Genomic DNA, 24793 nt, shown 5'->3' with positions numbered 1-24793 from the left:
GTGGGTGGGTGTCTGTCGTCGAGAGGTACGCGCCCTACGGTGCGCGCTGGGGGCACCAATTCGCGCCCGTCCTGGCCCCGCCCGTCCTCGGGACGGGCGCCCCCCTGAGGTGGCGTTTTCGCAGGTCAGGCGGCGCCCGTCCGAGAGTTCAAGGACTCATCGGGTGCTCCTCGCTGGTTGTCGTCGCGAACGACCTGTACGTGTTGATCAGCATGGGGCGGCAGGTTCCCCGGAATCGGGGGAACCTGAGGGGGATACCTGCCAGGGGACCTGTGTTTCCGCAGGTCAACAGGTATCCCTAAGTCGTTTCCCCGCGGACTTGTGAAGGTGCTGATTCACGCCGATCAGCGTGGGCGAGGGCGTTACCGGAATGCGGTAACAACGGAGGGGAACGCGAGCGGGAACGCTGCGTTCGTGCAGGTCAATGGCGTTCTCCAAGTCGTTGGCTACACCCGCTTCTCAGAGGCCGATTCCGGAGGGCCGTGAGATGGGCGGCCGGTACTCCGGGACCGGGAGTCGTGGCATTGGAGGCCATACGGCGGCCGCGCCGTACCGGTCGATCGCGTCGATGGCGAGTTGTCGGGCGTGCGTGGGGCCGAGGTCCGCGCGGTCGCGGCTGAAGACGTCGACCCACTGCTTCCGTGCGTCCTCGAGGGACTCGGCGACGAGGTGGGCGGTGTTGCTGTGGCAGCCGCGGGTCATGGCGACGTACGCCGTCGCGGCGCCGGTGGTCTCGCCGAGGGCGACGTGGGCGGCCTCGACGGTCTCGCCCTGGGCTCCGTGGACGGTGGTGGCGTAGGCGAGCTCGACGAATCGGGTGGCGTATTCCGCTGGGACCTCCCGATCGCGCCCGTGGGCGTGAAGGATCAGGCTGGCGTCCTCGCAAGTGCCGGCCACGACCCAGGTCTGGCGGTTCGCGACCCCGACGTCGGGGTCGTTGCGGCGGGTGGCGACGCGGTCCCCAAGCCCGATCCGTTCGCCCCTGGCCGTCACGATCGCAACGGTCGAGTCCCCTGGGGTGGTGTTGGCGCGTGGCTGGTCGCGGATCGCGGCGTTGAGGCTGGCCACGTGCTCGCGGGTGTCGGCGAGGACGAGGTCGCCGCCCGCGCCCGCCTCGGCGAGGGCGGCGGTACGTTCGGCCTCGCTGGGATGGATCACCATCGAACCTCGGCGGCGCAGATCCTCGAAGGCGGCGGCCGCGTCGTCGCCGGTGCGCATACGCAGGGAGAGTGCGGCGTAGCCGGGGTCGGTGAACCGGTGCACCTTCTCCAACGACACGACGGCGGTGGGGTGGGCCCACACGAGGGCGTGGTCTATGACGCCGCCGCGTCCGACCGCTGGGAGCTGGTGGCGGTCGCCGACGAGGGCGACCCGCGCGCCGGCCTCGTCGGCGATCGTCAGGAGCCCGCGAGCGGCGTCCTCGTCCAGCATCCCCGCCTCGTCGACCAGCAGCAGGTCCCCTGGTCGCAGTCGGGCGGCCGGGTCGGGTGTGGCGTCGGGTCGGCGTGCCCAGTGCCCGTCATCGTCCCAGCGCCAGCCGTGCTGGTGGATCAGCCAAGCGGCCGAGTGTCCGTCGGTGCCGGTCTCCGCGGCGGCGACCTGAGCCGCCTTCAACGTCGGCGTCACCACCAGCAGCCGATGCCCCTGCCGTGCCAGCAGAGCCTGCGCCGACCTCAACGCGGTGGTCTTGCCTGCACCGGCCGCGCCCTCGACGACCACCAGCTGGCCCTCACCCGCCAGAGCGCCGACGACGGCGGCCTGGGTGGGGTCGATCCGCACTAACCCTCGTCCTTGCAGCCGGACCCGGCTGGCGGGCTGCTTGGCGCGGCGGGCGAGGCGGTGGACGAGGTCCGCCTCCACCATCTCCACGTGCTGCGAGGTCAGCGATCGGACGTGCCAAGGCACGTCGGGTGAGGCGAGCAGCCGAACACAGCGAGCGGCGGCGCGGGCCGTCACGTCCTCGGCGTGCTCGATCCGCGCGGCGGGCTTCGCGACCAGATAGGTCTGGGCCAGCAGGACCTCGACCTTGCCCGGAGGTCGGCGGCGTTCCACGCCGACCGCTTGGCCCCGAGCTGGGAGATCACCCATTCCGCAGCCCTGTCCCGGTCGATCCAGCCGACCCGCGTTGCCTCCAGCACGGCGGGGGCAGCAGGGTCGCGGTAGCCTAGGGCGCGTAGCTCGGAGTTCCACCGCGCGACCAGGTCAGCGCCGTCGGTGGGGACGACCTGGTCCGGCCGGGCCTCGGCCCACGCTCGCCGGTCCCACGCCTCACGCAGCCGCGGCCCCGGCTCCTCGCCGGGATGCTCGCGCCGCCAGTGGGCTTCGTACCGGTCGATGTTGCGGTGGATCTGACTGGTCCGGGCGCTGAAGGCACCGACGTACGGCGCGAGCTGCTCGATCTCCCCGGTCTCAGCGTTCAGGGTGTAACCGCGTGCGGCGAGGACCGCCCGGAACGCCGGGTCGGTGGCGACCGCTGCGTGCCCGATACCGTTGATCGCCTCGATCATGTCGCGCACACCCACCGAGTGCAGGCCCCGCCAGGCGCCTGCGGCGAACACGCGGGCGTTGATCTGGAGGTGTAGATGCCGGTGAGGGTCGCCGGCCCGCGACGTGTAGTGCCGGATCACCGCGGCCTCGATCCGCTCCACCGGCACCTGCACCTGTCGTCCACGCGGCCCGACTCGGGTGGTCGCGTGTTGGGCGACCCAGCCGACGATCTCGACGGCGGCCTTGTCCTGGGCTTCGTCCAGCGCGGCCGAGATCTCCGGATGTAGGGCAGCTGCCAGCGACCAGGTCTTCGGGCCGTCGACGGTGACCTCGACGAACCGCAACGCGCTCGAGTCTTCGCGGACCCGCCCCTTCTTGCGTCCGGTGTCGATGTCGACTCCGGCGACCCATTGCTCGTAGGTCTCGCCGTCCATCGAACCGGCTCCGGTGACGCCATCCGGGGTCGCCGTGAGGCGCTCGGCGACGCCGGTGCCCTCGGCGAGGTAGTAGTCGTCGGCCCGGGAGCGGTCGCGCTCGACGTAGGCGCGCGCGGCCTTCGCCGCGCCGTTGTAGAACTTCACCCCGCCGTGCACCCGGACCACCGCCTCCACGACGTCCGTCGACAACCAACGGACCCCTAGAAATGCCGCATGGGTCGCCCGATCACGGGCGACCCATCTACGAACCTTCGTAGCTGCGTGCCGCTGCGAAGGAAGGTGGTGTGGCAGGCAGGTGAGGGGTGACGAGAAGAAGATTTTGGGGACCGTGAAGAGCCAACGGTTGTAGATGAAGTCGAAGTGAGAGGGTCCGGAAGAGCGAAAAGTTCAGGAGTCGGCGGAAGAGGCTTCGAGTGCGGCGGCGACGGCCTCGAACTCGACGAGCGCCGCGGTCAGATCCTCGACAATCTCGCGGGCGATGACCTCGGGTGCCAGCAGGTTATCGGCGTTCTCGAGCGACTCGTCCCGCAGCCAGGTGATGTCGAGATTGGCCTTGTCGCGCGCCACGAGCTCGTCGTAGTCAAAGGACTTCCACCGCTCGGACTCCACCCGCTCCGCGCGGTCCTTGCCGGACAGGTACGAGGTCACGAAGTCGTCGAGGTCTGCCCGGCGGAGCGGGTTCTGCTTGAGGGTGAAGTGCATGTTGGTCCGGAAGTCGTAGACCCACAGCTTCTGGGTCCAGGGCTGCTCGGCCGCCGGCTTCTTGTCGAAGAAGAGCACGTTCGCCTTGACCCCGGGTGCGTACCAGATGCCGGTGGGGAGCCGGATCATCGTGTGCAGATCGAAGTCCGCGAGCAGCTTGCGCCGTAGCGTCTCACCACCACCGCCCTCGAAGAGCACGTTGTCGGGCAGGACCACCGCAGCGCGACCGTTGATGGCGAGGATTGTCATGATGTGCTGCAGGAAGTTGAGCTGCTTGTTGGACGTCGTCACGACGAAGTCCTGGCGCTCGATGTCGCGATCCTCGCGCACGGCCCGTCCGTCTGCGCCGACCATGGTGAGCGACGACTTGCGGCCGAACGGCGGATTCGTGAGCACAACGGACCAGCGTTGGCCGGGATCGGCGATCAGAGAGTCGCGTACGTCGATGAGGGAGTCGCCGTTCGGTGTCCCGATGCCGTGCAGCAGCAGGTTCATCGCAGCCAGCCGGGCGGTGCCGTCGACCAGCTCGTAGCCGGAGACAAACTCGTCGCGGAGGTGATCGCGCTCGGTCGGCGTGAGGCTGGCGGCGTCGCGGGAGGCGTGCTCGTGTGCGACCAAGAGGAAGCCGCCGGTGCCGCAGGCAGGGTCGACGACCGTGTCGGTGGGCTTGGGGTCGATGACGTCGACGATCGCCCGAATCAACTCGCGGGGTGTGAAGTACTGGCCGGCACCAGAGCCCTTGTCGGAAGCGCCCTTCGAGAGCAGTTCCTCGTAGGCGTCTCCCTTGAGGTCGGTCCCGGAGGCTGACCAATTCTCCTGGTCGATGAGGTCGACGATGAGTCGCTTGAGCTTGGCCGGGTCTTGGATCCGGTTCTGGGCCTTCCTGAAGATCGTGCCGAGCGTCCCCGGCTGCTGTGCAAGACCAACCAGGATCTGGGTGTAGGTGACCTCCAGCTTGGTGCCTTCGGCGTCGAGGAGCTTCTGCCACGAGTACTCGGGCGGCACGATCTGCTGCGGGTTGAGCCTCCGCGTAGCCCGCTCATGGGCCATCTTGAGGAACAGAAGGTAGGTCAGCTGCTCGGTGTACTCGATGACGCCCACGCCGTCGTCACGCAGGACGTTGCAGTAGGACCAGAGCTTGTCGACGAGGCGGCGGGAGTCAGACATGGTCGCGGTCACAGCTTTCGGTGGAGCTCGTAGCGGGCAGATCGGCCGGCGTCCTTTGTCGCCCAGCCCAAAGCTGCCATCCGGATCTCAGCCTCCTTGCGGATCCGGTTGTTCCTGGGATGCACCCTGTTGCGGACAGGAACATCGAAGAGGTCGTGGAGAAGCCGCTTCACTGCGCGCACATCGTTGCTGTTGCCGTGGAAGACACGGATGCCACCCTCAAGCACAGATTGCGAATGCATTGCTCGATAGAGTTGATCCAGGTCGATCGTGTATCCGTCCATGACGAACGTCGTGTCATCCATCATCTTCTCCGTCGTTCTCTGCTCCGTCCCTCAGGGAGTCGCGGAGCATCTCTCGAAGCTCGGCGAGCGTCTTCCCCGTCGGGACATGCGTCCAGTCAGTCCAGCCATTGCGCGAGCTGCCGACGAGTTTCGACAAGGCAGGTGACGGGGCACGGAAGTGGCCCGCCGACGTGTCAAGACCGCCGGAGCCCGTCACGGTGGCATGGAACTCGGTGCCGGATCGCACCTTCTGATGCCGCAGCCGGTCCCCGGGTATCACCAGCCCGCGCACGATGAGCGGCAGCAGATCGCCGTGCACAGGGTTGTCCGTTCGTGTACGTGCCAGCGCGACCTGGCTGGACTCCGCGACCCGGCTGGCTTCTGCGACCTTGCTGGCTTCTGCGACCTGGAAGGCTTCCAGGTCGATGTCGTCGTTGGGCTCACTCGGCCGTGGCCAGGCAGCGAGCGCGCACCTGATCAGAGCCAATTCCCGGAGACCGATGCGGTCCTCGTCCCAGGCTGAGACCCATTCATCCTGGGTGAAGTTGTTAACACCCTCGGGGAAGGTCAGGATCGATCCGGTCGTCAACCGGGCGAGGCTATGGGTCTGGAGCGTGTGCCGCTTCTTGCTCCAGGCCTGATTGCTCAGGGTCGAGTTCAGGCTCTGCGTGGCCAGGGTCAGGTTGCCGAGGCGGTGGATCGAGTTGTTGCGTCGCTCGGCCGCCGACGCTGGCGCGCCCTCCGGCAGCGACCAGTTCTCCTCCCATTTCACCGGCATGACGTGTTCGATCGTGAGGGCCTTGCTGGCTGCTCGGGGAGGCAGGGTGGGCTCCGCCCGGCTCGTGAGCAGGTGGTTCTCCATCCCAACCAGCAGCGTGCGCAGCCGGGCGCGCAGGAGGTCGTTGTAGAGGTTGCTGTTCATCAGGCCGCTGATGAACGCTGAGTCGTCCGGCCAGATCCGGCTCTCGGCTGTCTGGCTCGCCAGACCCGCGACCAGCAGGTCTCCGGCGCGGGTGACATCGCCGGCCTTGATCGCACCCAGGAGGGTGCCGAACAACCGGTTGTAGTCCTTGGTGGTCATGCGACAGATAGCCCTGCGCATGAGAAACGAGTCGATCGCGAGCGTGCCGATGACGGCCTGATCCTCGGGGATCTCGGACGAGGCGTGCAGGAATAGGATCAGAGGCCAGGGCGTGGTGGTCTTCGTGGCGTCCAACCGGTCGAGAGCCTGTGCGACCAGGGAACTCATCGGAAGTCGCTGCAACCGGTCCATCGTGTCCGCGTAGACGCGGATATCACGGATCACGTCGGCGGCTCTCGCCTGTGATGCACGCATCCAGCGCTTGAAGTCCTCGAAGAGGTGCTCGACTGATGATTCTTCGCCGCGCTGCGCGCTCAGCCAGTAGGCCAGGAGGATGTCGACTCGCACTCGCTTGATGCGGCCTGTGGTCACCTCCTCGCGCCAATGCCCGCTATCGAGCACGGACCAGTGGTCGTTGAGCAGCTCATGCTCAAGTTGGTGGTCACCTTGGCGTTCGAGCATCTGGAAGAGCAGGTTCTTGACGAGGTCGGCAGCGTCCAGGCGGACCCCGCGGTGGTTGAGGGCTTCGAAGATGATCTGCGGGTCGTCTTTCGCGTCGAGGAAGATACTGACCACCTTGATGCGGTTCTCAACGGCGAAGTGGAGGAAGTCGAGCCGGTCGCTGGCTGACGAGGATTCCTTGACCCAGTCACGCACGGCGTCTTCGAACCAGAGAGATGCCCGGACGAGCTTGTGACCAACGTTCGGTGGCGAAGATACGTCGTCGGGCTCGCGTACGCCCCATTCGAAGCCGTGCAGGTCGTGGGCGAGCGGTGCGACCTTGAGCCGGTCCTCCGGATGGTCGCTGTCGACGCTCACCCGGTTACGCACTAGGGCCGCGAAGCTGTCGGCGGCATGCAGTGCTCCGAACTCCAAGGCCACACGTCGAGCGGCGGCCAGGAACACCTGGAAGGTCGTCATCCGCTGCTGTCCGTCGATCACCATGGAGGTGGGCGTGCGCCGCGGGATCGGGCTGCGATGCTGGGTCACGAGCGCCCCAAGGAAGTACTCCTGAGCGTCCTCGTCGTCTCCCCCCTCAGACTGTGTCTCCGCGGACTCGGCGGCTTTGCGGATGTCGTCCCACAGGGGGATCCAGTTCTCCTCCTCGTCCCACACGTACGGGCGCTGGAAGATCGGGATCACATAGCGGTGGTCCTTGTTGAAGACCGCTCCGAGCAGCTCGTCTCCGGCTCTCATGCGTTGATCATCTCCTCGGCCTGCGACCGCTCTGACGCAGCGCCGGTGAGGCGGCCGGAGAACGCGGCGGCGAGGAGGGAGCGCCGGAGCGCCGAGGACCGCATGACCGCGGCCTCAAGTTCGGAGCGGAGATTCTCGACTGCATCAGATGCCTCGCTAATCCTCTCAAGCAGGCTCCCTCGATCGGAGGATCTGAGCCGAGGAACATGCAAGCGAGCGAAGTTGGACTTGTTGAGGATCGGCATGGTCGTGGCCGACGAGGCTGCTCGCAGCACCCGCTGGAAGCTTGGGGCGGCCATCGCCGCGGCCAGGAGGCGCGCTTCTTCGGTGGAAGGCAGGGCCACCGCGTTGATCTGCTGATTGAACGCGACGCGACGCTCGGTGTAGCCGACTTTGCCAAGGGTGGCGCCAATGCAGACGACAAGCACGCTTCCCTCCGCCACGGTTCGAGAAGAAGCAACCCCACGCTCACTTATCGAACGCTGGACTGCGTGAACGACGTTGCCAAACGCCAGGTCTCCGGGTGTGACGAATGGGACGTCATTCCCGGCGTTCGCTGGGTCGCGCGTTGGCGGTGTCTTGCCGGTTATGACTTCCCCTAACTCAGCAATCGTCGTCCGCTCGTCGGTGTCGTCCCAAATCGATTCGCGGGCTGAATCGAGCAGCAGCTCTGCTCGACGACGTGCGGCGTTCAGGTAGCCAGCGGCGGCGTCAAGGCGGGAGAGGTGGTCTTCAAGAAGGTCGACGATGCGGCGCTGCTCATCGAGGGGCGGGAGCGGCACTTCGATGGCGCCCAGGTCAGTCTGGTTGACCTTGTAGATGCCGGCGGTAGTTCGAGCAGACGACTCGATCTGCCGGCGAATGCTGGGAGACGACCAAACGAGGGCGAGGAATCTGGGCTCGACCCTCGTGGTGTCCGGTCTAACTCGGATCATGGTGTCCGGGAACGCCACCTCGTCGGGATCGACCGCCACTAGCCCGCCGCGCCCTACCAAGTCGAGGCTGCCATTTCCTCGGGAAACGAGGAAGTCACCTGCTCTGACGAGAAACCGCTCGGCATCTGCACGACTCCAAGCGCCTTCCTTGCGCTGCTGCAAATCGATGGTGCCGTTGCGCAGAGAAGTGAGTCGCAGGACGGGAAATCCGCCGGGTTGGTCCTTCACGGATCTCCCGTTCGCAAGGGGTTCCGTGATCAAGTCGCGAAGCGCTGCAGACGGCGTGCTCACGCGGTGAGTTCCGAATTCAGTTCGTCGATGAGCTCCGCCGCGCGGTCGCCGAGGTCGCGCAGGGCGCCGTCGGTGCCACCGCGCTCGATGAAGGGGGCGTCGTCGAGGTCCTCCGTACGGATGCCGGCAGAGTTCGCGATCACCTTGACCATGTTGTCAAGCCACCAGCGCTCTGAGTCCGTGAACGTCACGCCTGCCTGCTCCTGCTGGGCCAGCCAGGCGCCGTACCTTTCCTGCACTCGTTCGACGTAGGGGACGAGCTTGTCGTCGACACCGACGGTGAAGCGGACCAGCGAAACCAGGTCGGTCAACGTGCGGTGGTGGTTTCGAGACGGGCGCTGCGCGCCCTCCTCAACCACCGAGGCTTCGTACTCAGGATTGAGGGCGACGTACGCGTTCCAGATGATGTCGGGCGTCCAGTTGTACGGCGGGCGTGCGATGCGGTCCGCAAGTTCCTTGATGTCGCTGAAGGAGATCCTCCGTTCCTTCGCTTCGGTGAGGAGCTGGATAGCGGTGATCTCCGCGCGGTGCTCGTTGAGGTAGGCGTGCCAAGACTCGACGACGGACGTTGCCTTGCTGGTGTCGACCACGCCATATGCATCGAGCAGCACGTCGGCGGAGGCCTCGTCCACTACCCGGTCGTGGGTGCGGCGGAGCTCGAGGATGCGGGCCCGCAGGTCAGGGTTGGATGCGAGTGGCTTCACGGCGTCGATAATCAGCTGCTGACGGACCGTGTCCGGGTCCTCGGCACCTTCGATGGCCTCGGCCTGCCGGTCGGGGTCGACCGCATCCACGAGGTGGCGCACGACCTTCCGCACAGACCCGCCGGCGACGGAGTCGAGCTCGGTGCGTTCCCCGGGAGTCAGCTGGTGTTCGAGGGCGGCGAGTCGTGATGCGAGGGTTGCTGTCTCGTCCTCGGTGATGGTCAGGTTTGCGGCCTTCTCCAGCAGCTTCTGGAGGCTGACCGACTTCTCGCGGTTGAGCGGCGGCTCGACGAAGCCGTGCTCGGTGACCCCGATGGCGTCGATGAGCACGAAGCGAGTCTTCTGCTTGGCGTCGGGGGTGACTGCCTGGAAGTCGGCTGAAGGGATGGTGCGGGCGCCTCGGCCCTTCATCTGCTCGAAGTACTGCGGCGAGCGCACGTCGCGCATGAAGAACACGCACTCCAGCGGCTTCACGTCGGTCCCGGTGGCGATCATGTCGACGGTGACTGCGATCCGGAGCGCCGGGCTGGTGCGGAAGGCGGCGAGCTGCTGGTCTGCGTTGCGGGCGGTGTAGGTGATCTTGGCGGCGAAGTCGTTGCCCTTGCCGAACACTTCGCGGACCTGGGTGACGATCTCCTCGGCGTGGGCGTCGTCCTTGGCGAAGATGAGGGTCTTCGGCACGGTCGACCGTCCCGGGAAGATCTCGGTGAAGAGCTTGTCCCGGAAGGTCTCCAGCACGGTGCGGATCTGGTCGGTCGCGGTGACCGCGCGGTCGAGCTGGCCGCTGGTGTACTCGAGGTCCTCGTCCAGCGCCTCGTAGCGCTGGGCGCGGGTGCGCCGGTCGACCTTGGGGACGACCGTGCCGGCCTCGATCGTCGAGCCCTGGTCGCTGATCTGGGTCTTGATCCGGTAGATGTCGAAGTCGACGTTGACGTTGTCGGCCACCGACTGCGGGTAGGTGTACTCCGAAACGAGGTTCTGCTTGAAGAACCCGAAGGTCTGCTTGCCAGGGGTCGCGGTGAGGCCGACGACATGGGCGTCGAAGTACTCCAGGACACCGCGCCACTGGCCGTAGATCGAACGATGAGCCTCGTCGACCACGATCAGGTCGAACGTCTCCGGTGGGATGTCGGAGTTGTAGGCGACCGTGACCGGTGCGTCGGGCACCCACCCGTCCAGCTCGGGGTCGTCGCTCTCACCGACCTCCTCGTTGCGCAGCGCCTTGAAGACGCGCTGGATGGTGGAGATCGCGAGAGCCGTCGACTCCGGCATCGGGCCGCGGTTGAGCCGGTTCACGTTGTAGAGCTCGGTGAAGCGGCGGCCGTCGTCGGGGGTGCGATAGTTCTCGAACTCGGCCATCGTCTGCTTCGCCAGGTTGTTGCGGTCGACCAGGAACAGGATGCGGTCGAAGCCGCCGAACTTCAGCAGCCGGTAGGACAGGGTGACCGCCGCGTAGGTCTTGCCGGCACCCGTGGCCATCTGGACGAGGCTCCGGTCATAGCGCTGCTCGCGCAGGCTCTGTTCGACGCCGTTGATGGCCTCGATCTGCGCTGGCCGAAGAGGAGCGGTGTCCAGCGGCGGCATGGCGGTGACCTTGCCTCGCCAGGTGGGGTGTTGCTCGTCCTTCCCTCGCAGGGTCTTGGCGAGGGTGGCCGCCTTGGGAAAGCTGAAGATCCGGCGAGCCCGCGGCTCGGGGTCGAAGCCGTTGGTGAAGTGGGTCTCGGTGCCACTGGCCTCGAAGACGAACGGGAGCCGGCCGTCCTTGGTCTGCGCCGCCAACCTGACATCCGCCGGGAGCCCGTCGGCGTACATCGCGGACTGCCACTCGACACCCGACAGGGGAGTGCCCTCAGGCTTGGCCTCGATCACACCGACGACCCTCTGGTCGACGTAGAGCAGGTAGTCGGCTCGACCGTGCCCCGTCGCCATCGTTGCCTCGCGGCGCGCGACGCCTTGGGCCGCGAACAGGTTGAGCGACCTGCTGTCCTGCACTGACCAGCCCGCGTCGGTGAGCTGGCGGTCGATCAACACGCGGGCACGCGCCTCCGCGGCAAGGCGGTTGGCGTCGTCCCCGAGGTTCATGATGCCTCGTAGGTTATGCGCTATGGACTGGTGTGATGGCACTTCCCGAGACTGACCTGCACCGCATCCGGCTCTGGTCGCGTGAGCGCGTGCCCGAGCGCCTGTGGGACGAGCTGAAGGTCGAGGCCGACGTTTCTGACCGTCACGTCGACATCGTCGAGGTTCGGCCGCCGTGGGACGGTGTCGGCGAGCACACCCGGTTCCCGATCGCGCGGCTGCGCTACACGAAGTCGACCGGCCAATGGGCGATCTACTGGCGCGATCGCAACCTCAAGTTCCACGAGTACAAGCGCAAGCGGCCGACAAAGAACGTCCAGGCGCTCCTTGATCACATCGAGACCAGCGGCGACCCGATCTTCTGGGGCTAGCGAGCGGGGCATTGACCGTCAATATAATGGAGGATAACATCAGTTATATGAGAACTGAGGCGCCGCTGCTCGCTCCGATCTTCCGGTCGGACGGTCAGGCGCGCCTGCTGTCCACGTTGTTGCTGACCAGCGAGGAGCTGAGCGTGACCGATCTGGCCAGGCAGGCCGGCCTGGCTTACCCGACCGCGCACCGCGAGGTCGCGCGCCTGGTGGACGCCGGCATCCTGAGTGAGCGACAGGTGGGCCGCACGAGGCTGATCCGCGCCAACGACGAGAGCCCGCTGGTGGACCCCCTGCGCGAGATCCTCACGGTCGTGACCGGCCCGGTGGTGATCCTGGCCGAGGAGCTCGGTCGTATCGACGGGATCGAGTCGGCGTTCCTCTACGGCTCCTTCGCTGCACGGCTGCTCGGCGATGCCGGTCCGGCACCGCACGACATCGACGTGATGGTGCTCGGTGAACCCGACGTGGACACGGTCTACGAGGCGTGCACTCGAGTCGAGGCCGCGGTGCACCGTCCGGTGAACCCGACGATCCTCACCTCGGCGGAGTTCGCCGTACGCTCAGGCTTCCTGGACAACGTGCGCAACGGCCCGGTGGTCGCCGTGATCGGAGACCTGCCGTGGCACTGACTCCGCTCACTCGCGTCCAGCACGCGACGGTGCTCGCGCTGGTCGAGGCGCGACGTCTCGACGTCGTGCCCGCGGACCTCGCGCGTGCGACCTCATTCCTGCGCCAGGCCGAGGAGCGCCTGAACCAGCTGCCGCTGCTCACCAGCGTCGTCGTCAGGTACGGCATTGCCTACGACGTCTGCCACGACATCGGCGAGGCGCTGCTGGCGGCGTACGGCTTCCGGACGACCAACGGGCCGGGCCAGCACGAGGCGCTCGGCCGCTATCTGCGTGCCATCCTCGACAGGCCGCCGGCCGACCGGGCGGCGCGGGAGTTCGACCGCCTGCGACGCGCTCGTAACCAGGACCGCTACGAGGCGAAGCCGGTGGGTGCCGCGGCTACCGAGAAGGCCGAGCAGGTCGCTCGGACGCTGTTCGACGCTGCCCTCGCTCGCGAGCTCTCGCCGTGACCCAGCGGTCCGCAAACAGTCCGCAAGAAGTCCGGCTGAGGCCGACCCCGGCCAACGACGCTCAACGCCCCGCCGACGCGTTTCCGCAGTTCAGACCGTGTTTGTCGGCTCTGGCCAACGATGACCAAGGACAGCCAAAAGCCCCACTTTCGTTCCGCTTCAACGTGTGACGCGGCCGGCCCCGGCGCGTCGTACAGGGTGGAAGTCCCGTGGTAGCGCCCGCCGGGCGTGCGGACCCGACCCCCGCGCGACTTCGTCCTGTCCGACGCGCCGCGGCGTCCCTCACGTCACGTGGACGCTCGGCGTGGAGCAAGCTCGCTGAGCGGCCGCACCAACAGTGACGCCCGCGGGCTACACGGTGGCCACGACGTCCGTCCGGCCTTCGTGGGCGTCGAGTGCCGCAGCGGTGAGGCTGTTGGCGATGTGCGAGCAGGTCAGGGACCGGGCAGCGTCGGCATCCCCCTCGGTCACCAGCTCCACGAGGCGGTGGTGCTCCTCGAAGTCGCGCGTGCGGGGTTCACCTCCCGACGGGAGCTCGAGACCGGCTCGACGGTAGCGGTCCGACTTGTCCCACAAGTCGTTCAGCATGCGGATCATGACCATGTTGTGCGAGGCGGTGTAGAGCGCCTGGTGGACCTCACGGTGCGCGGCCAACGCCACCTCGCCCCACTGTCGCGTGACTGGGAGCAAGCTCTCCAGGGCGGCGTTCATGCGGGCGATGTCTGCGTCCGTGCGGCGTACGGCCGCCAGTGCCATGGCGGCGGGTTCGAGTGCCTGTCGGGTCTCGAACAGCTGTCGCGCCTCCTCGAAGTCCATCGCCGCCACCCGGGCGTTGCGATGCCCTTCGAGAAGGACGAGCCCTTCGCCGCTGAGACGACGGATGGCCTCGCGCAGTGGGGTGATGCTGATGCCCATCGACGCGGCGAGCTCGTACTGGGCTAGAGCCGACCCCGCCTCCAGTGAACCGTCCAGGATCTGCTGGCGGATCTGGGCATAGGCGACGTCCGCCTTGCTCGTGAAGGTGTAGGTGGTCACACGAACAAGGATGCCACATGTTTCTTATAAGTCGGGGTTGCTATGTGGCGTCCGTCACTCGTAGGGTGACCCGACATGCATCTTATAAGGTGCGAGGCACCCGAAGGAGCAACCATGCATTTGCGTATCCCTCTCATCTCCGTGGCCAGCGTTGCCGTCCTGTCACTCGCGGCCTGCGGTGGCGGCGACGCCGATCCTGCGGCCTACCCCGAGTCCGAGATCACGTTTGTGGTGCCGTTCTCCGCCGGCGGACCGACCGACACCGTCACCCGGCTGATCGCTGAGCCGATGGCGGAGGAGCTCGGCCAGCAGATCGTCGTGCAGAACGTCGAGGGTGCTGGCGGCACCGTGGCAGCCGGACAGGTTTCCGGAGAGGCCGGTGACGGTTATCAGGTGCTCATCCACCACATCGGCATGTCCACGGCGCCGGCCCTCTACCCCGACCTGGACTACAGCCCGCTCGAGGACTTCAAGACCGTTGGCCTGATCACCGAGCTGCCGATGACGATCGTGGCCCGCGCTGACTTCGAGCCTGAGACGCTCGAGGAGCTCTTGGCCTATGTCGAGGAGAACGCGGACACGGTGACCATCGCCAACGCCGGCGTGGGTGCCGCCTCGCAGCTGTGCGGACTGCTCATCGAGCAGGCGGTCGGGGTTGACCTCACCGAGGTGCCCTATGACGGCACCGGTCCGGCCTTGACCGACCTCATCGGCGGTCAGGTCGACTTCATGTGCGACCAGACCCCCAACACCGTTGCGCAGATCGAGTCGGGCGACATCAAGGCCTACGCCGTGACGACCCCGGAGCGGATCGAGGCTCTGCCCGACCTGCCCACCACCGCCGAGGCCGGTCTTGATGGCGTCGAGGTCGCTTCCTTCCACGGGCTCTACGTCCCCTCCGACACGCCCGACGAGGTCGTCGAGAAGCTCACCGCCGCGCTGCAGGTCGCGCTGGCTGACCAGAACGTCATCGACAGCTTCGCGGATCTCGGCACCGCGGCGGTGGCCGAGGACCAGGCGACGCCCGAGGCGCTCACGGCCAAGCTCGAGGAGCAGCTCGAGCTGTGGACCCCGATCATCGAGGCCTCCGGGGTCACGGGCGGATGAGCACTGTGCCTGCGGCGCCCGGCGACTCCGCCGGGCGTTCGGGTGCGGAGCGTTCCGGACCGTCCTTTCCGGACCTGATGGCCGGCGGCACGTTCGTCGTCCTCGGTCTCGCGTTCGCCATTGGCGGGTCGCGGTACGACATCGGCAGCGCGCTGCGGATGGGCTCGGGCTACGTCCCGCTCGTCCTCGGGACCATCCTGGCCCTGCTCGGGGCCGTGATCGTGGTCGCGTCGTTCCGCGGCGTCGACCCGACCGTGGCCAACGCCGACCGCGGAGACATCCCCTGGCGTCGCATGGGCCTGCTCCTGGCTGCGGTGATGTTCTTCGGGTTCACGGTGAAGGGTCTCGGGCTCGGCCCGAGCCTGCTCGTCACGACCTTCCTCGCGGCTCTGGCCGGGCACGGCACCCGCCCCTACCGGGCCGCGATCATCGCCACAGGCCTCACCGTGGTGTGCCTGATCGTCTTCGTGGCACTTCTGCAGCTGCGGCTGTCCGTCCTCGGTGACTGGCTGGGAGGCTGAGATGGACGGCATCCTTCTGGGGTTCGAGGTCGCCCTCCAGCCCTCCAACATCCTGATCTGCCTGCTGGGTGTCACGCTCGGCACCGCCGTCGGCGTGCTACCCGGCATCGGACCGACCGCCACGGTTGCGCTGCTGCTCCCGATCACCTTCTCCTTCGATCCGGTCGCCTCGCTGATCATGCTGGCGGGCATCTACTACGGCGCCCAGTACGGCGGCTCCACCACGGCGATCCTGCTGAACCTGCCAGGGGAATCGTCCTCGGTCGTGACGGCCCTCGACGGCCACCAGATGGCCAAACAGGGACGGGCCGGGGTGGCTCTGGCCACCGCCGCGCTCGGCTCGTTCTTCGCCGGCACGGTGGCGACGGTGGTGGTCGCGCTCTTCGCGCCACCCTTGGCGCAGGCGGCCCTCGAGTTCGGGCCAGCGGACTACTTCAGCATCGTGGTCCTGGGCCTGCTCGCCTCGATCGCCCTGGCCAGCGGGTCAGCGGTCAAGGCGCTGGCCATGATCGTGCTGGGCCTGCTGCTCGGCACCATCGGCCAGGACCAGTTCACCGGCGTCCCGCGCTTCACCTTCGGGGTCCGCGAGCTCTACGGCGGGCTGGACTTCGTGTCGCTCGCAGTCGGCCTCTTCGGCATCGCCGAGATCATCCGCAACCTCGAGCAGCAGCACAACCCCAGCCTGGTCACCAGGAAGGTGCAGGGCCTCTGGCTCACGCGCAAGGACTTCCGGCGCATCCGGATGCCCGTCCTGCGTGGCACCACGCTGGGGTCACTGCTGGGCGTGCTGCCCGGTGGCGGACACGTCCTGGCCAGCTTCACGTCGTACTCGCTCGAGAAGCGGGTCTCCAAGACCCCCGAGGCGTTCGGCAAGGGCGCCATCGAAGGTGTGGCGGCGCCGGAGTCGGCCAACAACGCGGCCGCGCAGACGTCCTTCATCCCGCTGCTCACCCTGGGCCTGCCGGCCCACCCGGTGATGGCGCTGTTGGTGGGTGCCTTCATCATCCAGGGCATCACGCCGGGACCGAACGTGATCAACGACGAGCCTGAGCTCTTCTGGGGCCTGATCGCATCGTTCTGGATCGGCAACGTCCTGCTCGTGATGCTCAACCTGCCGCTGATCGGCCTGTGGGTGCGGATGCTGAGCGTGCCCTACAGCGTGCTCTTCCCGGCGATCGTCGCCTTCGCATCGATCGGCTGCTACTCGCTGGGCCTCAATGCGTGGGACGTCTTCGCCGTCGCGGCGGCCGGGCTGCTCGGCTACTTCCTCATCCGCTGGGGCTGCGAGGCCGCTCCGCTGCTGCTGGGCTTCGTGCTCGGACCACTCCTCGAGGAGAACCTCCGCCGGGCGATGATCATCTCCCGGGGCGACCCGTCGGTGTTCGTCACCCGTCCGATCTCGGCCACGCTGCTGGCACTAACCCTGATCATCGTGGTGGTTTCTCTACTCCCGTCCGTACGCCGCAAGCGTGAGGTCGTGTTCCAGGGCGAGGACGACTAGCGCGCCCACGTCCACGCTCTGACGCCTCGTCGGGGCGTCTACCCGGTCTCTCCTCCTGCCGTCTTACAAGTTGCGAGAAAGGTTTTGTTGATGCGCATCGTCTCCGCCCATGAGGGGGTCATCCCCATCAGCTCGTCGATGAGCAACGCCTTCATCGACTTCTCCACGATGGACTGCTCGATCCTGGCGTTGGTCAGCGACGTCATCGTCGACGGAAAGCCGCTGGTCGGCTACGGCTTCAACTCCAACGGCCGCTACTCGGCCGGCGAGATCCTGCGGCGCCGCATCCTGCCCCGCCTGATGGACGCTCCTGAAGGCGCCATCCTCGACGAGGGGGGAGACCTGTCTCCCTCTCGAGCGTGGGACACGATGATGCGCAACGAGAAGCCGGGCGGCCACGGCGAACGCTCGGTCGCCGTGGGGGTGGTCGACATGGCGTTGCACGACCTGGCCGCCAAGATCGCCGGCGTGCCGCTCTACCGGTGGATCTCCGACCACTATGGCGACGGGGATCCGGACGACTCCGTCTTCGTCTATGCCGCAGGCGGCTACTACGCTCCGGGCAAGAGCGATGGCCATCTCCAGGACGAGATGCGCCGCTTCCTCGCCGCGGGATACGACGTCGTCAAGATGAAGATCGGCGGAGCCCCCCTCGCGGACGACCTGCGGCGGATCGAGGCCGTCTTGGAAGTCCTCGACGGAGACGGCTCACGACTCGCCGTGGACGTCAACGGCCGCTTCGACCTCGACACCGCCCTCGAGTATGCGAAGGCCCTCGATCCCTACGGCTTGTTCTGGTACGAGGAGGTCGGCGACCCACTTGACTACCGGCTCAACGCGACCCTCTCCGAGCACTACGAGAACCCGATCGCGACCGGGGAGAACCTCTTCTCGTTGCAGGACGCGCGCAACCTCGTGAGGTACGGCGGCATGCGGCCGGACCGCGACTACATCCAGGTCGACCCGGCGCTCAGCTACGGGCTCGTCGAGTACCGACGGATCCAGGACATGCTCGCCCAGCACGGCTGGTCGTCACGTCGTTGCATTCCCCATGGCGGCCACCAGTTCTCCCTGCACATCGCCGCCGCCCTCAAGCTCGGCGGCAACGAGTCCTACCCGGGGGAGTTCCAGCCCACCGGAGGCTTCGCCGACGACGCAGTCGTCGACGGCGGCCGCGTCGCACTCGACGACCGCCCCGGCATCGGCTTCGAGGGCAAGGCGAACTTCCTCAAGGTCCTTCGCGAGCTGCACGAGTAATGTCCCCATCGGCGTGAGGTGTCGAAGGCGGCCCACGGTTGGCTACGAGCGCACTGCCGCGGCCGTGCCTTGTAATCGTGAGCTGTCAACGGTGATGGGTGACGCCGTGAGCTGCGTCTGACGCGCCGCGGCGGTGGCCGCCTCGAGGTGCTCCGCCCCCGCCTGCCTCGAACGTGATCGGCAGCGGTTCCTGCGCCTGCGGTCCTAGGATTCGCGCATGGGGGAGAGAGGCGCCCGGCAACGGGCGGGAACGCGCATGCCGAGCATGGCACAGGTCGCCGAGCGCGCCGGCGTCTCCCACCAGACGGTGTCGCGCGTCCTCAACGACGCCTCGTTGGTGAAGGAGGAGACCCGGCTCCGGGTCCTGGCCGCGATCGAGGAGCTCGGCTACCGCCGCAACTTCGCCGCGCGCCTTCTCGCGACCAACCGGTCCCGCCGCATCGGCATGGTGACCGCGCACCTCGCACTGCACGGGCCGAGCATGATCGCCCTCGGCGTGCAGGAGGCCGGCCACTCCGCGGGCTACGACGTCGCGTTGGTGGGACTGCCGGAGTTCTCGTCCGAGCTGCTCGACAACGCAGTCCAGCGCCTGCTCGACCAGGCTGTCGAGGCCATCGTCGTCGCGGTCGCGCACCGCGAGGCGGCCGAGATGACGCGCTCGCTGCAGCTCTCCATCCCCCTCGTGACGGTGCAGGGAGTGCGAGCCGGTGCGCCGCTGTCCGCCGGCATCGACCAGCACGCCGGGGCGGCGCTCGCCGTGGACCACCTGCTCGACCTCGGTCATCGCCGTGTGGCGCACGTCGCGGGACCGGCCGACTGGGTCGAGGCCGACCAGCGGCGCGCCGGCTGGCGACACGCCCACGAGGCGCGAGGGCTCCTGCCCGGACCGGAGCTGGTGGGCGACTGGTCGCCGGCCAGCGGCCACCGCGCCGGACTGCTCATCGCTGACGACCCGGACGTGACCGCGGTCTTCGCGAGCAACGACCAGATGGCACTCGGCCTGTTGAACGCGCTCCACGAGCGAGGGCGCAGGGTGCCCGACGACATCAGCGTCGTGGGGTTCGACGACGTGCCGGAGGCAGCGTTCTTCTGGCCGGCCCTCACCACCGTGGCGCAGGACTTCGCCGAGCTCGGCCGACGGGCGCTGGCGCTCGCTCTCGCGGCCGTACGCGGTGACGACGAGGCCACGATCGAGCCCATCGTGCCCACGCTGACCGTGCGACGCAGCACCGCGGCGCCAGCGGGCCGGCTCGGCGGGTAGGCCGCCGCAGCGCCCGTCGCGGAGGCCGTGCGCTCGCTCGAGACGCTCGCAGGTCCTGACGTTCGGCACTCCGCAGGTCGTCGATGTGCCGAGCCCCTTGCGGGAACGCATGTTAGCGCTAACACTGTGATCATCGTCACTGCGGCCCGAACTCGGAACGGGGAGATCGCGATGGTGCGCCAGGCATTGGTCCGACTGTTCGCGGCAGGGGGGTCACGAGCGTGCGTGTTGCTGACTGGTGGTGCCGGGTCCGGGCACGCGGGGCCGGCGCGGGTCGTCCCGTTCGTCCACACCCTCGACGACCACCCTCGACGACCACCTTCGACGACCACCTTCGACGACCACCCTCGACGACCACGCCGCCACCGTCGCCGAACGGTCCGTACGGATCGTGCGATGAGCGCCACCAGTTCCGCCCCGGCCTCCCCGGTCGGGTCACCCAATCGAGAGCAGGACTCATGAAGCCAGGACGACTCACACGCGTGGCGGCGGCATTCGTCGCGGTCGCTGCGACCACCGCCACGGCCACGCTGGCCTCCACCGCGGTCATCGCCCAAGCCGCTCCCGTGGGCACCGAGGTGATCGTCAACGGCGGCGCCGAGGAGACCACGATCGCCCCGTGGCAGGCCCGCGGCGGTGGCACCGTGACGGTCACCCGCAACACCGACGACAAGGCCACGGGCACCGCCAGCCTGCTGGCGGCCAACCGCTCCAGCTCGGTGCAGGGCATCAGCCAGAGGGTCACCGTCGATCCCGGCTCGACCTACAGCGTGAGCGCGAAGATCAAGTACACCGACGCCGACCCCGTGCCGGCCTCGATGAAGTTCAACCTCACCGCGGACTACGGATCGAGCGCCGACGGCGCCCAGTATGTCGTCCTGGCGAGCTCGACCATCGCCCGAGGGAGCTGGGCGACCTTCTCCGGCTCGTTCACCATCCCCGACGATCGTGCGGTCGGCAACTTCCAGGTCTACTTCGAGAACGACTTCGGCCTGACCGCCTACCCGGCCTCCTTCGGTCTGGACGACGTCAGCATCACGAAGACGGGGGAGGGCGCCACGCCGGTCACCCGCCCCGACCTCCTCGAACGCAACGACAACACCGAGGCGGGCTCCTTCGGTGCGTTCGCCAAGCTCCCCGGGACCACCGGCGTCGCCGCGCGCGGCAACCCGCTGGTGACGCAGAACTTCGGAGCCGATCCCTGGGCGTTCGAGTTCGACGGACGCGTCTACGTCTACACGACCAACGACACCCAGGAGTGGTCCGACTGGCTGACCAAGGGCGAGTCGAACAACTACGGCCTGATCAACCAGATCAACGTGTGGTCGAGCGCCGACATGGTCAACTGGACCAACCACGGCGGCATCAACGCGGCCGGGCCCGCGGGCCTGTCGGGCACCAGCGCCGGTCGTCCGGGCAACTCCTGGGCGCCTGCCGTGGTCGCGAAGGACACCGACGGTGACGGCGACGAAGAGGTCTTCCTCTACTTCGCCAACTCTGCTGGGGGCATCTGGGTGCTGAAGGGTGACAGCCCGGTCGGACCCTTCACCGCGCCGCGGCAGACCGCACTGGTCTCCTTCGACACTCCCGGTGTGCGCAACAACAGCAACCCCGATGCCGCCGACGTGTGGTGGCTCTTCGACCCGGCCGTCCTCGTCGACGACGACGGCAGCGGCTACCTCTACTTCGGTGGTGGCGTCCCGGAGGCCAACGGTCAGCAGGTCAACCCGGACTCACCCGGCACCGCCCGGGCCATCAAGCTGGGCGACGACATGGTGTCCCTGGCCGACGACGACGGTGACGGTGCCATCGACCCGGCCGTCCTGGTCGACGCTCCCGCCGTCTTCGAGGACTCCGGCATCCACAAGGTCGGCGACACCTACTACTACTCCTACTGCACGAACTTCACCAACAACCGCGTGATCAACGGCAGGTCCCTGGGCCGCGGCAACATCCACTACATGAAGTCCGACAGCCCCCTGGGTCCGTGGACCGAGGACACCTACGTCGGTCCGGTGTTCCAGAACCAGTCGGCCTTCTTCGGCGTGGGCGGCAACAACCACCACGCGATCTTCTCCTTCGACGACCAGTGGTACCTGACCTACCACGCCGAGACGCTGGACCAGGCGCTGCAGAGCCCAAGCGGCACCAAGGGGTTCCGCAACGCCCACATCGACAGGATCTCCATCGCAGCCGACGGCACGATCACGCCGGCCACGGGGACCCGGACCGGTCCGGGGCAGCTGGCCGACCTCGACCCCTACGCGGGCCCGGTCTCCGCGGAGACGATCGCGTGGCAGGCGGGGACCCGGCAGGGCTTCGACGGGGACGGCTCCTTCGGCACGACGGTGCCGACCTCGATCCTGACCAGCATCGACAACGGTGACTGGACCTCGATCTCGAACGCCGACTTCGGCGCCCGCGGCGCCCAGTCACTGGTCGCCAAGGTGCGTGGGCGCAGCGGTGGGACGATCACCGTCAGCACCTCACCCGACCGTTCCGCCACCGCGGCGGTCCTGGGGAGCGTCGAGGTGCCGGCCGGCGACGGCTCCACGTGGAGCGACGTCACGGTCCCGATCACCGCCGGCGCACTGAACGGCGTGTCGGACGTGTACTTCTCGTACGCCGGTGCCGCCGGGACCAAGCTCTTCGACGTGGCGTCCTGGACCTTCACCGCCGTCTCGGCAACGACCCCGCCCACCACCCCGCCCACGGTCACCCCGCCGACGGTCACCCCTCCCGTGGTGGTGCCGCCGGTCGCCACACCTCCGGCCGTGACCCGCGTGGTGGTGCGGCTGCCCAGGTCCGCCCGCGGCAAGGCGGTGCGAGTCGGCACCAAGCTGGCGCTCAAGGTCACCCTGGACAACGTGCCGGTCGGCACCGTGTTCAAGGTCCGCGACGGGAAGAAGCTGGTGCGCGAGGTGACCTGGACCGGTGCACCGATGAAGGTCCCGGTCAAGGTCAAGCGCACGGGCACGCACCGCTACTCCGTGGTCGTGCCCAGCTCCTCCGCGATCACCGGCGGGTCGGACAGCGTGAAGGTCAAGGCGCGCGCCAGGCGCTGACACGCAGCACGATCGCGCACCAGCGGAAGAGCCGCAGGTCCCTCACGGGGCCTGCGGGTCTTCTCGTGCTGCGTCCCGGACGACAGCGTCACCGGCCCGCGCCGACCATGGGCTCCTCGGCCGGCGAGCCGTCCGCCTCGGCGCGCTCGACGACGACGCGTCGGACGACGGAGGAGATCGCGGTGCTGATCACCTCGGGCGACTTGTCGCTCGTCCCCTCCAGGTGGGCCTTGATCCACGCCGTGAGGTCGTCGCGCAGCCGGTCGACCGCGCCCCTGCCCCGGGCGGTCACGGTCAGGTCGTCGAGGTCGCCCTCGACGTACCCGGCGGCGATGACCTGGCGGAAGGGCGGCTCGAGCACCGCGGTGGGCAGGTTTCGGGACCGCGCCATCTGACCGACGTCGGCGCGATGTCCGGCGGCGGTGAGCCCGTAGACCTGGACGACCGCCCAGAGCCCGGCCGCGTCCAGGTCCTCCTCGGAGGACTGCAGGAGGTCCAGCACCCGGTCGCGGTGCCGACCGTAGAGCAGGTTCGTGATCCGGCGCGACAGCACCTCCTCGTTGTCCGGCGAGTGCGGGGCACCGAACCCGGCGCCGAGGTCCGGCGCGGCGTCGGCCACGTTGTCGGCGAGCTTGACCTGCGGCAGCACGAGCGCCAGGACGAAGGCGAGCACGGCGACCGGGACCGCCCAGAGGAACACCTGGGTCAGCGCCCCGGAGTAGGCGTCGACGATCGGAGCGATCACCCGCGCCGGGAGTGCGTGCAGCGCTTCCGGCGTCGCCCGGTCGGCGGCTGTGACGCTGGGTGACGTGGCGATCGCCTCGGGCAGCCGGTCCTGGAGGAAGTTGGCATAGAGGGTCCCGAAGATGGCCGCACCGAAGGCGCTGCCCATGGTGCGGAAGAAGGTGACGCCCGAGGTGGCGACTCCGAGGTCGCTGTACTGGACCGAGCCCTGCACGACGATCGTGAGGACCTGCATGCTCATGCCGATGCCGAGGCCCAGGACGAACAGGTAGAGCGAGGAGACCCCGAGGGGGGTCGACGGATCCATCCGGGAGAGCAGGAAGAGACCGAGAGCCATCACCAGGCTGCCGACGACCGGGAAGACCTTGTAGCGGCCGCTCTTGCTGACGATGTTGCCGGCGGTGACCGAGGTGATCAGCAGGCCCACCACCAGCGGCAGCAGGCGGAACCCTGACTCGGTCGCCGAGACGCCCTCGACGTACTGGAAGAACGTGGGCAGGAACGTCATCGCGCCGAGCATCGTGAAACCGACGACGAAGCTCAGGGCGCAGCAGACGGTGAAGACCCTGGCACCGAACAGGCGCGGCGGCAGGATCGGGTCCGCCGCCCGTTGCTCGATGAGCACGAAGACGCCGAGGACCGCGACGCCGCCGACGAGGAGGCCGATGATCTGCCACGAGCTCCACGCGTACGTCGTGCCACCGAAGCTGGTCGCCAGGATCAGCATCGAGGCGCCCACGGCGACCGCGGCCATGCCGGGGTAGTCGATGCGCGGCTTGGCCCCGCGGGCCACGTGGGGGATGGTCCAGCGTGCGGCGACGACCACGACGGCGGCGAGCGGGACGTTGACGTAGAAGCACCAACGCCAGCTGGCATTGTCCGTCAGCAGGCCGCCGACCAGCGGTCCGATCACGGTGGCGAGGCCGAAGACGGCGCCGAGCGCGCCCTGGAACTTGCCGCGCTCGCGAAGCGGGATGATGTCGGCGATGAGCGCGGTGGCCGTGACCGTGAGGCCGCCGGCGCCGATGCCCTGCAGCGCCCGGGAGCCGATCAGCCAGACCATGCCGTCGGCCAGGCCGCACAGCGCCGAGCCCAGGATGAAGACGATGACGCTGAGCTGGAAGACGAGCTTGCGGCCGAACTGGTCGCCGAGCTTTCCGGCCAGCACGGTGACCGTGGTCTGGGCGAGCAGGTAGGACGTGACCACCCACGACACGTGCGTGCCGCCGCCGAGGTCGCCGACGATGGTCGGCAGTGCCGTGGAGACGATCGTCGCGTCGAGCGCGGCGAGCAGCATGCCCAGGCCGATGGTCGCGAACGCCGCGATCCGGCGCCAGCCGGTGAGCGCCCGTGTGGCGACCGGCGCGGGCGCCGGTGTGGCGGTGGTGGCGGTGGTGGCGGACAAGGGGCCTCCTCCGGGTCGGGGCACCCACAGTGTTCAAGCCTCCGTCCGGTGAAGGAAGGGCCGTTGTGCCGGGGTCCCTGC

Annotated in this window: 18 protein-coding genes; 9 read left to right on the top strand and 9 right to left on the bottom strand. The window is 68.1% G+C overall.

Annotated features, from left to right (window positions below):
- Nucleotides 1-459: 459 nt before the first annotated feature.
- The 7 genes from AC54T2_RS14195 to AC54T2_RS14165 all read right to left on the bottom strand — a co-directional run bounded on the left by AC54T2_RS14195 (nucleotide 460) and on the right by AC54T2_RS14165 (nucleotide 11367).
- Complete coding sequence (locus AC54T2_RS14195) at nucleotides 460-2052, bottom strand: ATP-dependent DNA helicase (RefSeq protein WP_496666498.1); 1593 nt, start codon at nucleotides 2050-2052, stop codon at nucleotides 460-462.
- Nucleotides 1953-3068, bottom strand: a complete 1116-nt coding sequence (gene mobF, locus AC54T2_RS14190; RefSeq protein WP_496666497.1) for a MobF family relaxase — start codon at nucleotides 3066-3068, stop codon at nucleotides 1953-1955. The genes AC54T2_RS14195 and mobF overlap by 100 nt, the downstream gene beginning before the upstream one ends.
- 243 nt (nucleotides 3069-3311) lie before the next feature.
- Nucleotides 3312-4805: a type I restriction-modification system subunit M gene (locus AC54T2_RS14185; RefSeq protein ID WP_496666496.1), complete on the bottom strand. Its 1494-nt coding sequence runs from the start codon at nucleotides 4803-4805 to the stop codon at nucleotides 3312-3314.
- The gene (locus AC54T2_RS14180) at nucleotides 4802-5098 is read right to left on the bottom strand and encodes a hypothetical protein (RefSeq protein WP_496666495.1); all 297 of its coding nucleotides are present in this window, start codon (nucleotides 5096-5098) and stop codon (nucleotides 4802-4804) included. Before AC54T2_RS14180 ends, AC54T2_RS14185 begins: the two co-directional genes overlap by 4 nt.
- Complete coding sequence (locus AC54T2_RS14175) at nucleotides 5091-7355, bottom strand: GmrSD restriction endonuclease domain-containing protein (protein WP_496666494.1); 2265 nt, start codon at nucleotides 7353-7355, stop codon at nucleotides 5091-5093. The genes AC54T2_RS14180 and AC54T2_RS14175 overlap by 8 nt, the downstream gene beginning before the upstream one ends.
- On the bottom strand, nucleotides 7352-8518 hold the full coding sequence (locus AC54T2_RS14170; RefSeq protein WP_496666493.1) for a restriction endonuclease subunit S: 1167 nt from the start codon (nucleotides 8516-8518) through the stop codon (nucleotides 7352-7354). The genes AC54T2_RS14175 and AC54T2_RS14170 overlap by 4 nt, the downstream gene beginning before the upstream one ends.
- A 59-nt stretch (nucleotides 8519-8577) precedes the next feature.
- Nucleotides 8578-11367, bottom strand: a complete 2790-nt coding sequence (locus AC54T2_RS14165) for a type I restriction endonuclease subunit R (protein ID WP_496666492.1) — start codon at nucleotides 11365-11367, stop codon at nucleotides 8578-8580.
- 35 nt (nucleotides 11368-11402) lie between these two features.
- Between AC54T2_RS14165 and AC54T2_RS14160 the strand changes: the two genes are divergently transcribed.
- From AC54T2_RS14160 to AC54T2_RS14150, 3 genes are read left to right on the top strand one after another with little or no spacing between them, the layout of a single operon-like run.
- Nucleotides 11403-11735 (top strand): DUF3024 domain-containing protein, encoded by a 333-nt coding sequence (locus tag AC54T2_RS14160; protein ID WP_496666491.1) that lies wholly within the window; start codon nucleotides 11403-11405, stop codon nucleotides 11733-11735.
- Nucleotides 11736-11746: 11 nt separating this feature from the next.
- Nucleotides 11747-12367 carry an ArsR family transcriptional regulator gene (locus AC54T2_RS14155; protein ID WP_496666490.1) on the top strand — a complete coding sequence of 207 codons (621 nt, stop codon included), beginning with the start codon at nucleotides 11747-11749 and terminating at the stop codon, nucleotides 12365-12367.
- 29 nt (nucleotides 12368-12396) lie between these two features.
- Nucleotides 12397-12816, top strand: a complete 420-nt coding sequence (locus tag AC54T2_RS14150) for a hypothetical protein (RefSeq protein WP_496666489.1) — start codon at nucleotides 12397-12399, stop codon at nucleotides 12814-12816.
- Between the two features lie 351 nt (nucleotides 12817-13167).
- Here AC54T2_RS14150 and AC54T2_RS14145 read toward each other — a convergent pair whose 3' ends face one another.
- A complete protein-coding gene (locus AC54T2_RS14145; protein ID WP_496666488.1) occupies nucleotides 13168-13851 on the bottom strand; it encodes a GntR family transcriptional regulator in 684 nt (227 codons plus the stop codon).
- Between the two features lie 114 nt (nucleotides 13852-13965).
- On the opposite strand from AC54T2_RS14145, the gene AC54T2_RS14140 reads away from it, so the two are divergent.
- The 6 genes from AC54T2_RS14140 (at nucleotide 13966) to AC54T2_RS14115 (ending at nucleotide 22563) form a co-directional block, all read left to right on the top strand.
- The gene (locus tag AC54T2_RS14140; protein WP_496666487.1) at nucleotides 13966-14958 is read left to right on the top strand and encodes a tripartite tricarboxylate transporter substrate-binding protein; all 993 of its coding nucleotides are present in this window, start codon (nucleotides 13966-13968) and stop codon (nucleotides 14956-14958) included.
- On the top strand, nucleotides 14955-15479 hold the full coding sequence (locus AC54T2_RS14135; protein WP_496666486.1) for a tripartite tricarboxylate transporter TctB family protein: 525 nt from the start codon (nucleotides 14955-14957) through the stop codon (nucleotides 15477-15479). The genes AC54T2_RS14140 and AC54T2_RS14135 overlap by 4 nt, the downstream gene beginning before the upstream one ends.
- Before the next feature lies 1 nt (nucleotide 15480).
- Nucleotides 15481-16980, top strand: coding sequence for a tripartite tricarboxylate transporter permease (locus AC54T2_RS14130; protein WP_186340556.1), 1500 nt, complete (start codon nucleotides 15481-15483; stop codon nucleotides 16978-16980).
- Between the two features lie 90 nt (nucleotides 16981-17070).
- Nucleotides 17071-18237, top strand: a complete 1167-nt coding sequence (locus AC54T2_RS14125; RefSeq protein WP_186340557.1) for a mandelate racemase/muconate lactonizing enzyme family protein — start codon at nucleotides 17071-17073, stop codon at nucleotides 18235-18237.
- A 256-nt stretch (nucleotides 18238-18493) separates the two neighbouring features.
- Nucleotides 18494-19498, top strand: coding sequence for a LacI family DNA-binding transcriptional regulator (locus tag AC54T2_RS14120; protein WP_496666485.1), 1005 nt, complete (start codon nucleotides 18494-18496; stop codon nucleotides 19496-19498).
- A gap of 458 nt (nucleotides 19499-19956) precedes the next feature.
- Nucleotides 19957-22563, top strand: a complete 2607-nt coding sequence (locus tag AC54T2_RS14115; protein WP_496666484.1) for a family 43 glycosylhydrolase — start codon at nucleotides 19957-19959, stop codon at nucleotides 22561-22563.
- 88 nt (nucleotides 22564-22651) lie between these two features.
- Here AC54T2_RS14115 and AC54T2_RS14110 read toward each other — a convergent pair whose 3' ends face one another.
- Nucleotides 22652-24712 carry an MDR family MFS transporter gene (locus AC54T2_RS14110; RefSeq protein ID WP_496666483.1) on the bottom strand — a complete coding sequence of 687 codons (2061 nt, stop codon included), beginning with the start codon at nucleotides 24710-24712 and terminating at the stop codon, nucleotides 22652-22654.
- Between the last annotated feature and the right edge of the window lie 81 nt (nucleotides 24713-24793).

Source organism: Nocardioides sp. Z35_8 (assembly GCF_059621125.1).
Note: the sequence above shows the minus strand (reverse complement) of the source record. Positions and strands in the feature narration are given on the sequence as shown.

Coding starts and splice junctions, on each gene's coding strand:
- AC54T2_RS14180 (WP_496666495.1), bottom strand. CDS start 5,098: ATGGATGACACGACGTTCGTCATGGACGGATACACGATCGACCTGGAT.
- AC54T2_RS14175 (WP_496666494.1), bottom strand. CDS start 7,355: ATGAGAGCCGGAGACGAGCTGCTCGGAGCGGTCTTCAACAAGGACCAC.
- AC54T2_RS14165 (WP_496666492.1), bottom strand. CDS start 11,367: ATGAACCTCGGGGACGACGCCAACCGCCTTGCCGCGGAGGCGCGTGCC.
- AC54T2_RS14160 (WP_496666491.1), top strand. CDS start 11,403: ATGGCACTTCCCGAGACTGACCTGCACCGCATCCGGCTCTGGTCGCGT.
- AC54T2_RS14140 (WP_496666487.1), top strand. CDS start 13,966: ATGCATTTGCGTATCCCTCTCATCTCCGTGGCCAGCGTTGCCGTCCTG.
- AC54T2_RS14135 (WP_496666486.1), top strand. CDS start 14,955: ATGAGCACTGTGCCTGCGGCGCCCGGCGACTCCGCCGGGCGTTCGGGT.
- AC54T2_RS14130 (WP_186340556.1), top strand. CDS start 15,481: ATGGACGGCATCCTTCTGGGGTTCGAGGTCGCCCTCCAGCCCTCCAAC.
- AC54T2_RS14125 (WP_186340557.1), top strand. CDS start 17,071: ATGCGCATCGTCTCCGCCCATGAGGGGGTCATCCCCATCAGCTCGTCG.
- AC54T2_RS14120 (WP_496666485.1), top strand. CDS start 18,494: ATGCCGAGCATGGCACAGGTCGCCGAGCGCGCCGGCGTCTCCCACCAG.
- AC54T2_RS14115 (WP_496666484.1), top strand. CDS start 19,957: ATGAAGCCAGGACGACTCACACGCGTGGCGGCGGCATTCGTCGCGGTC.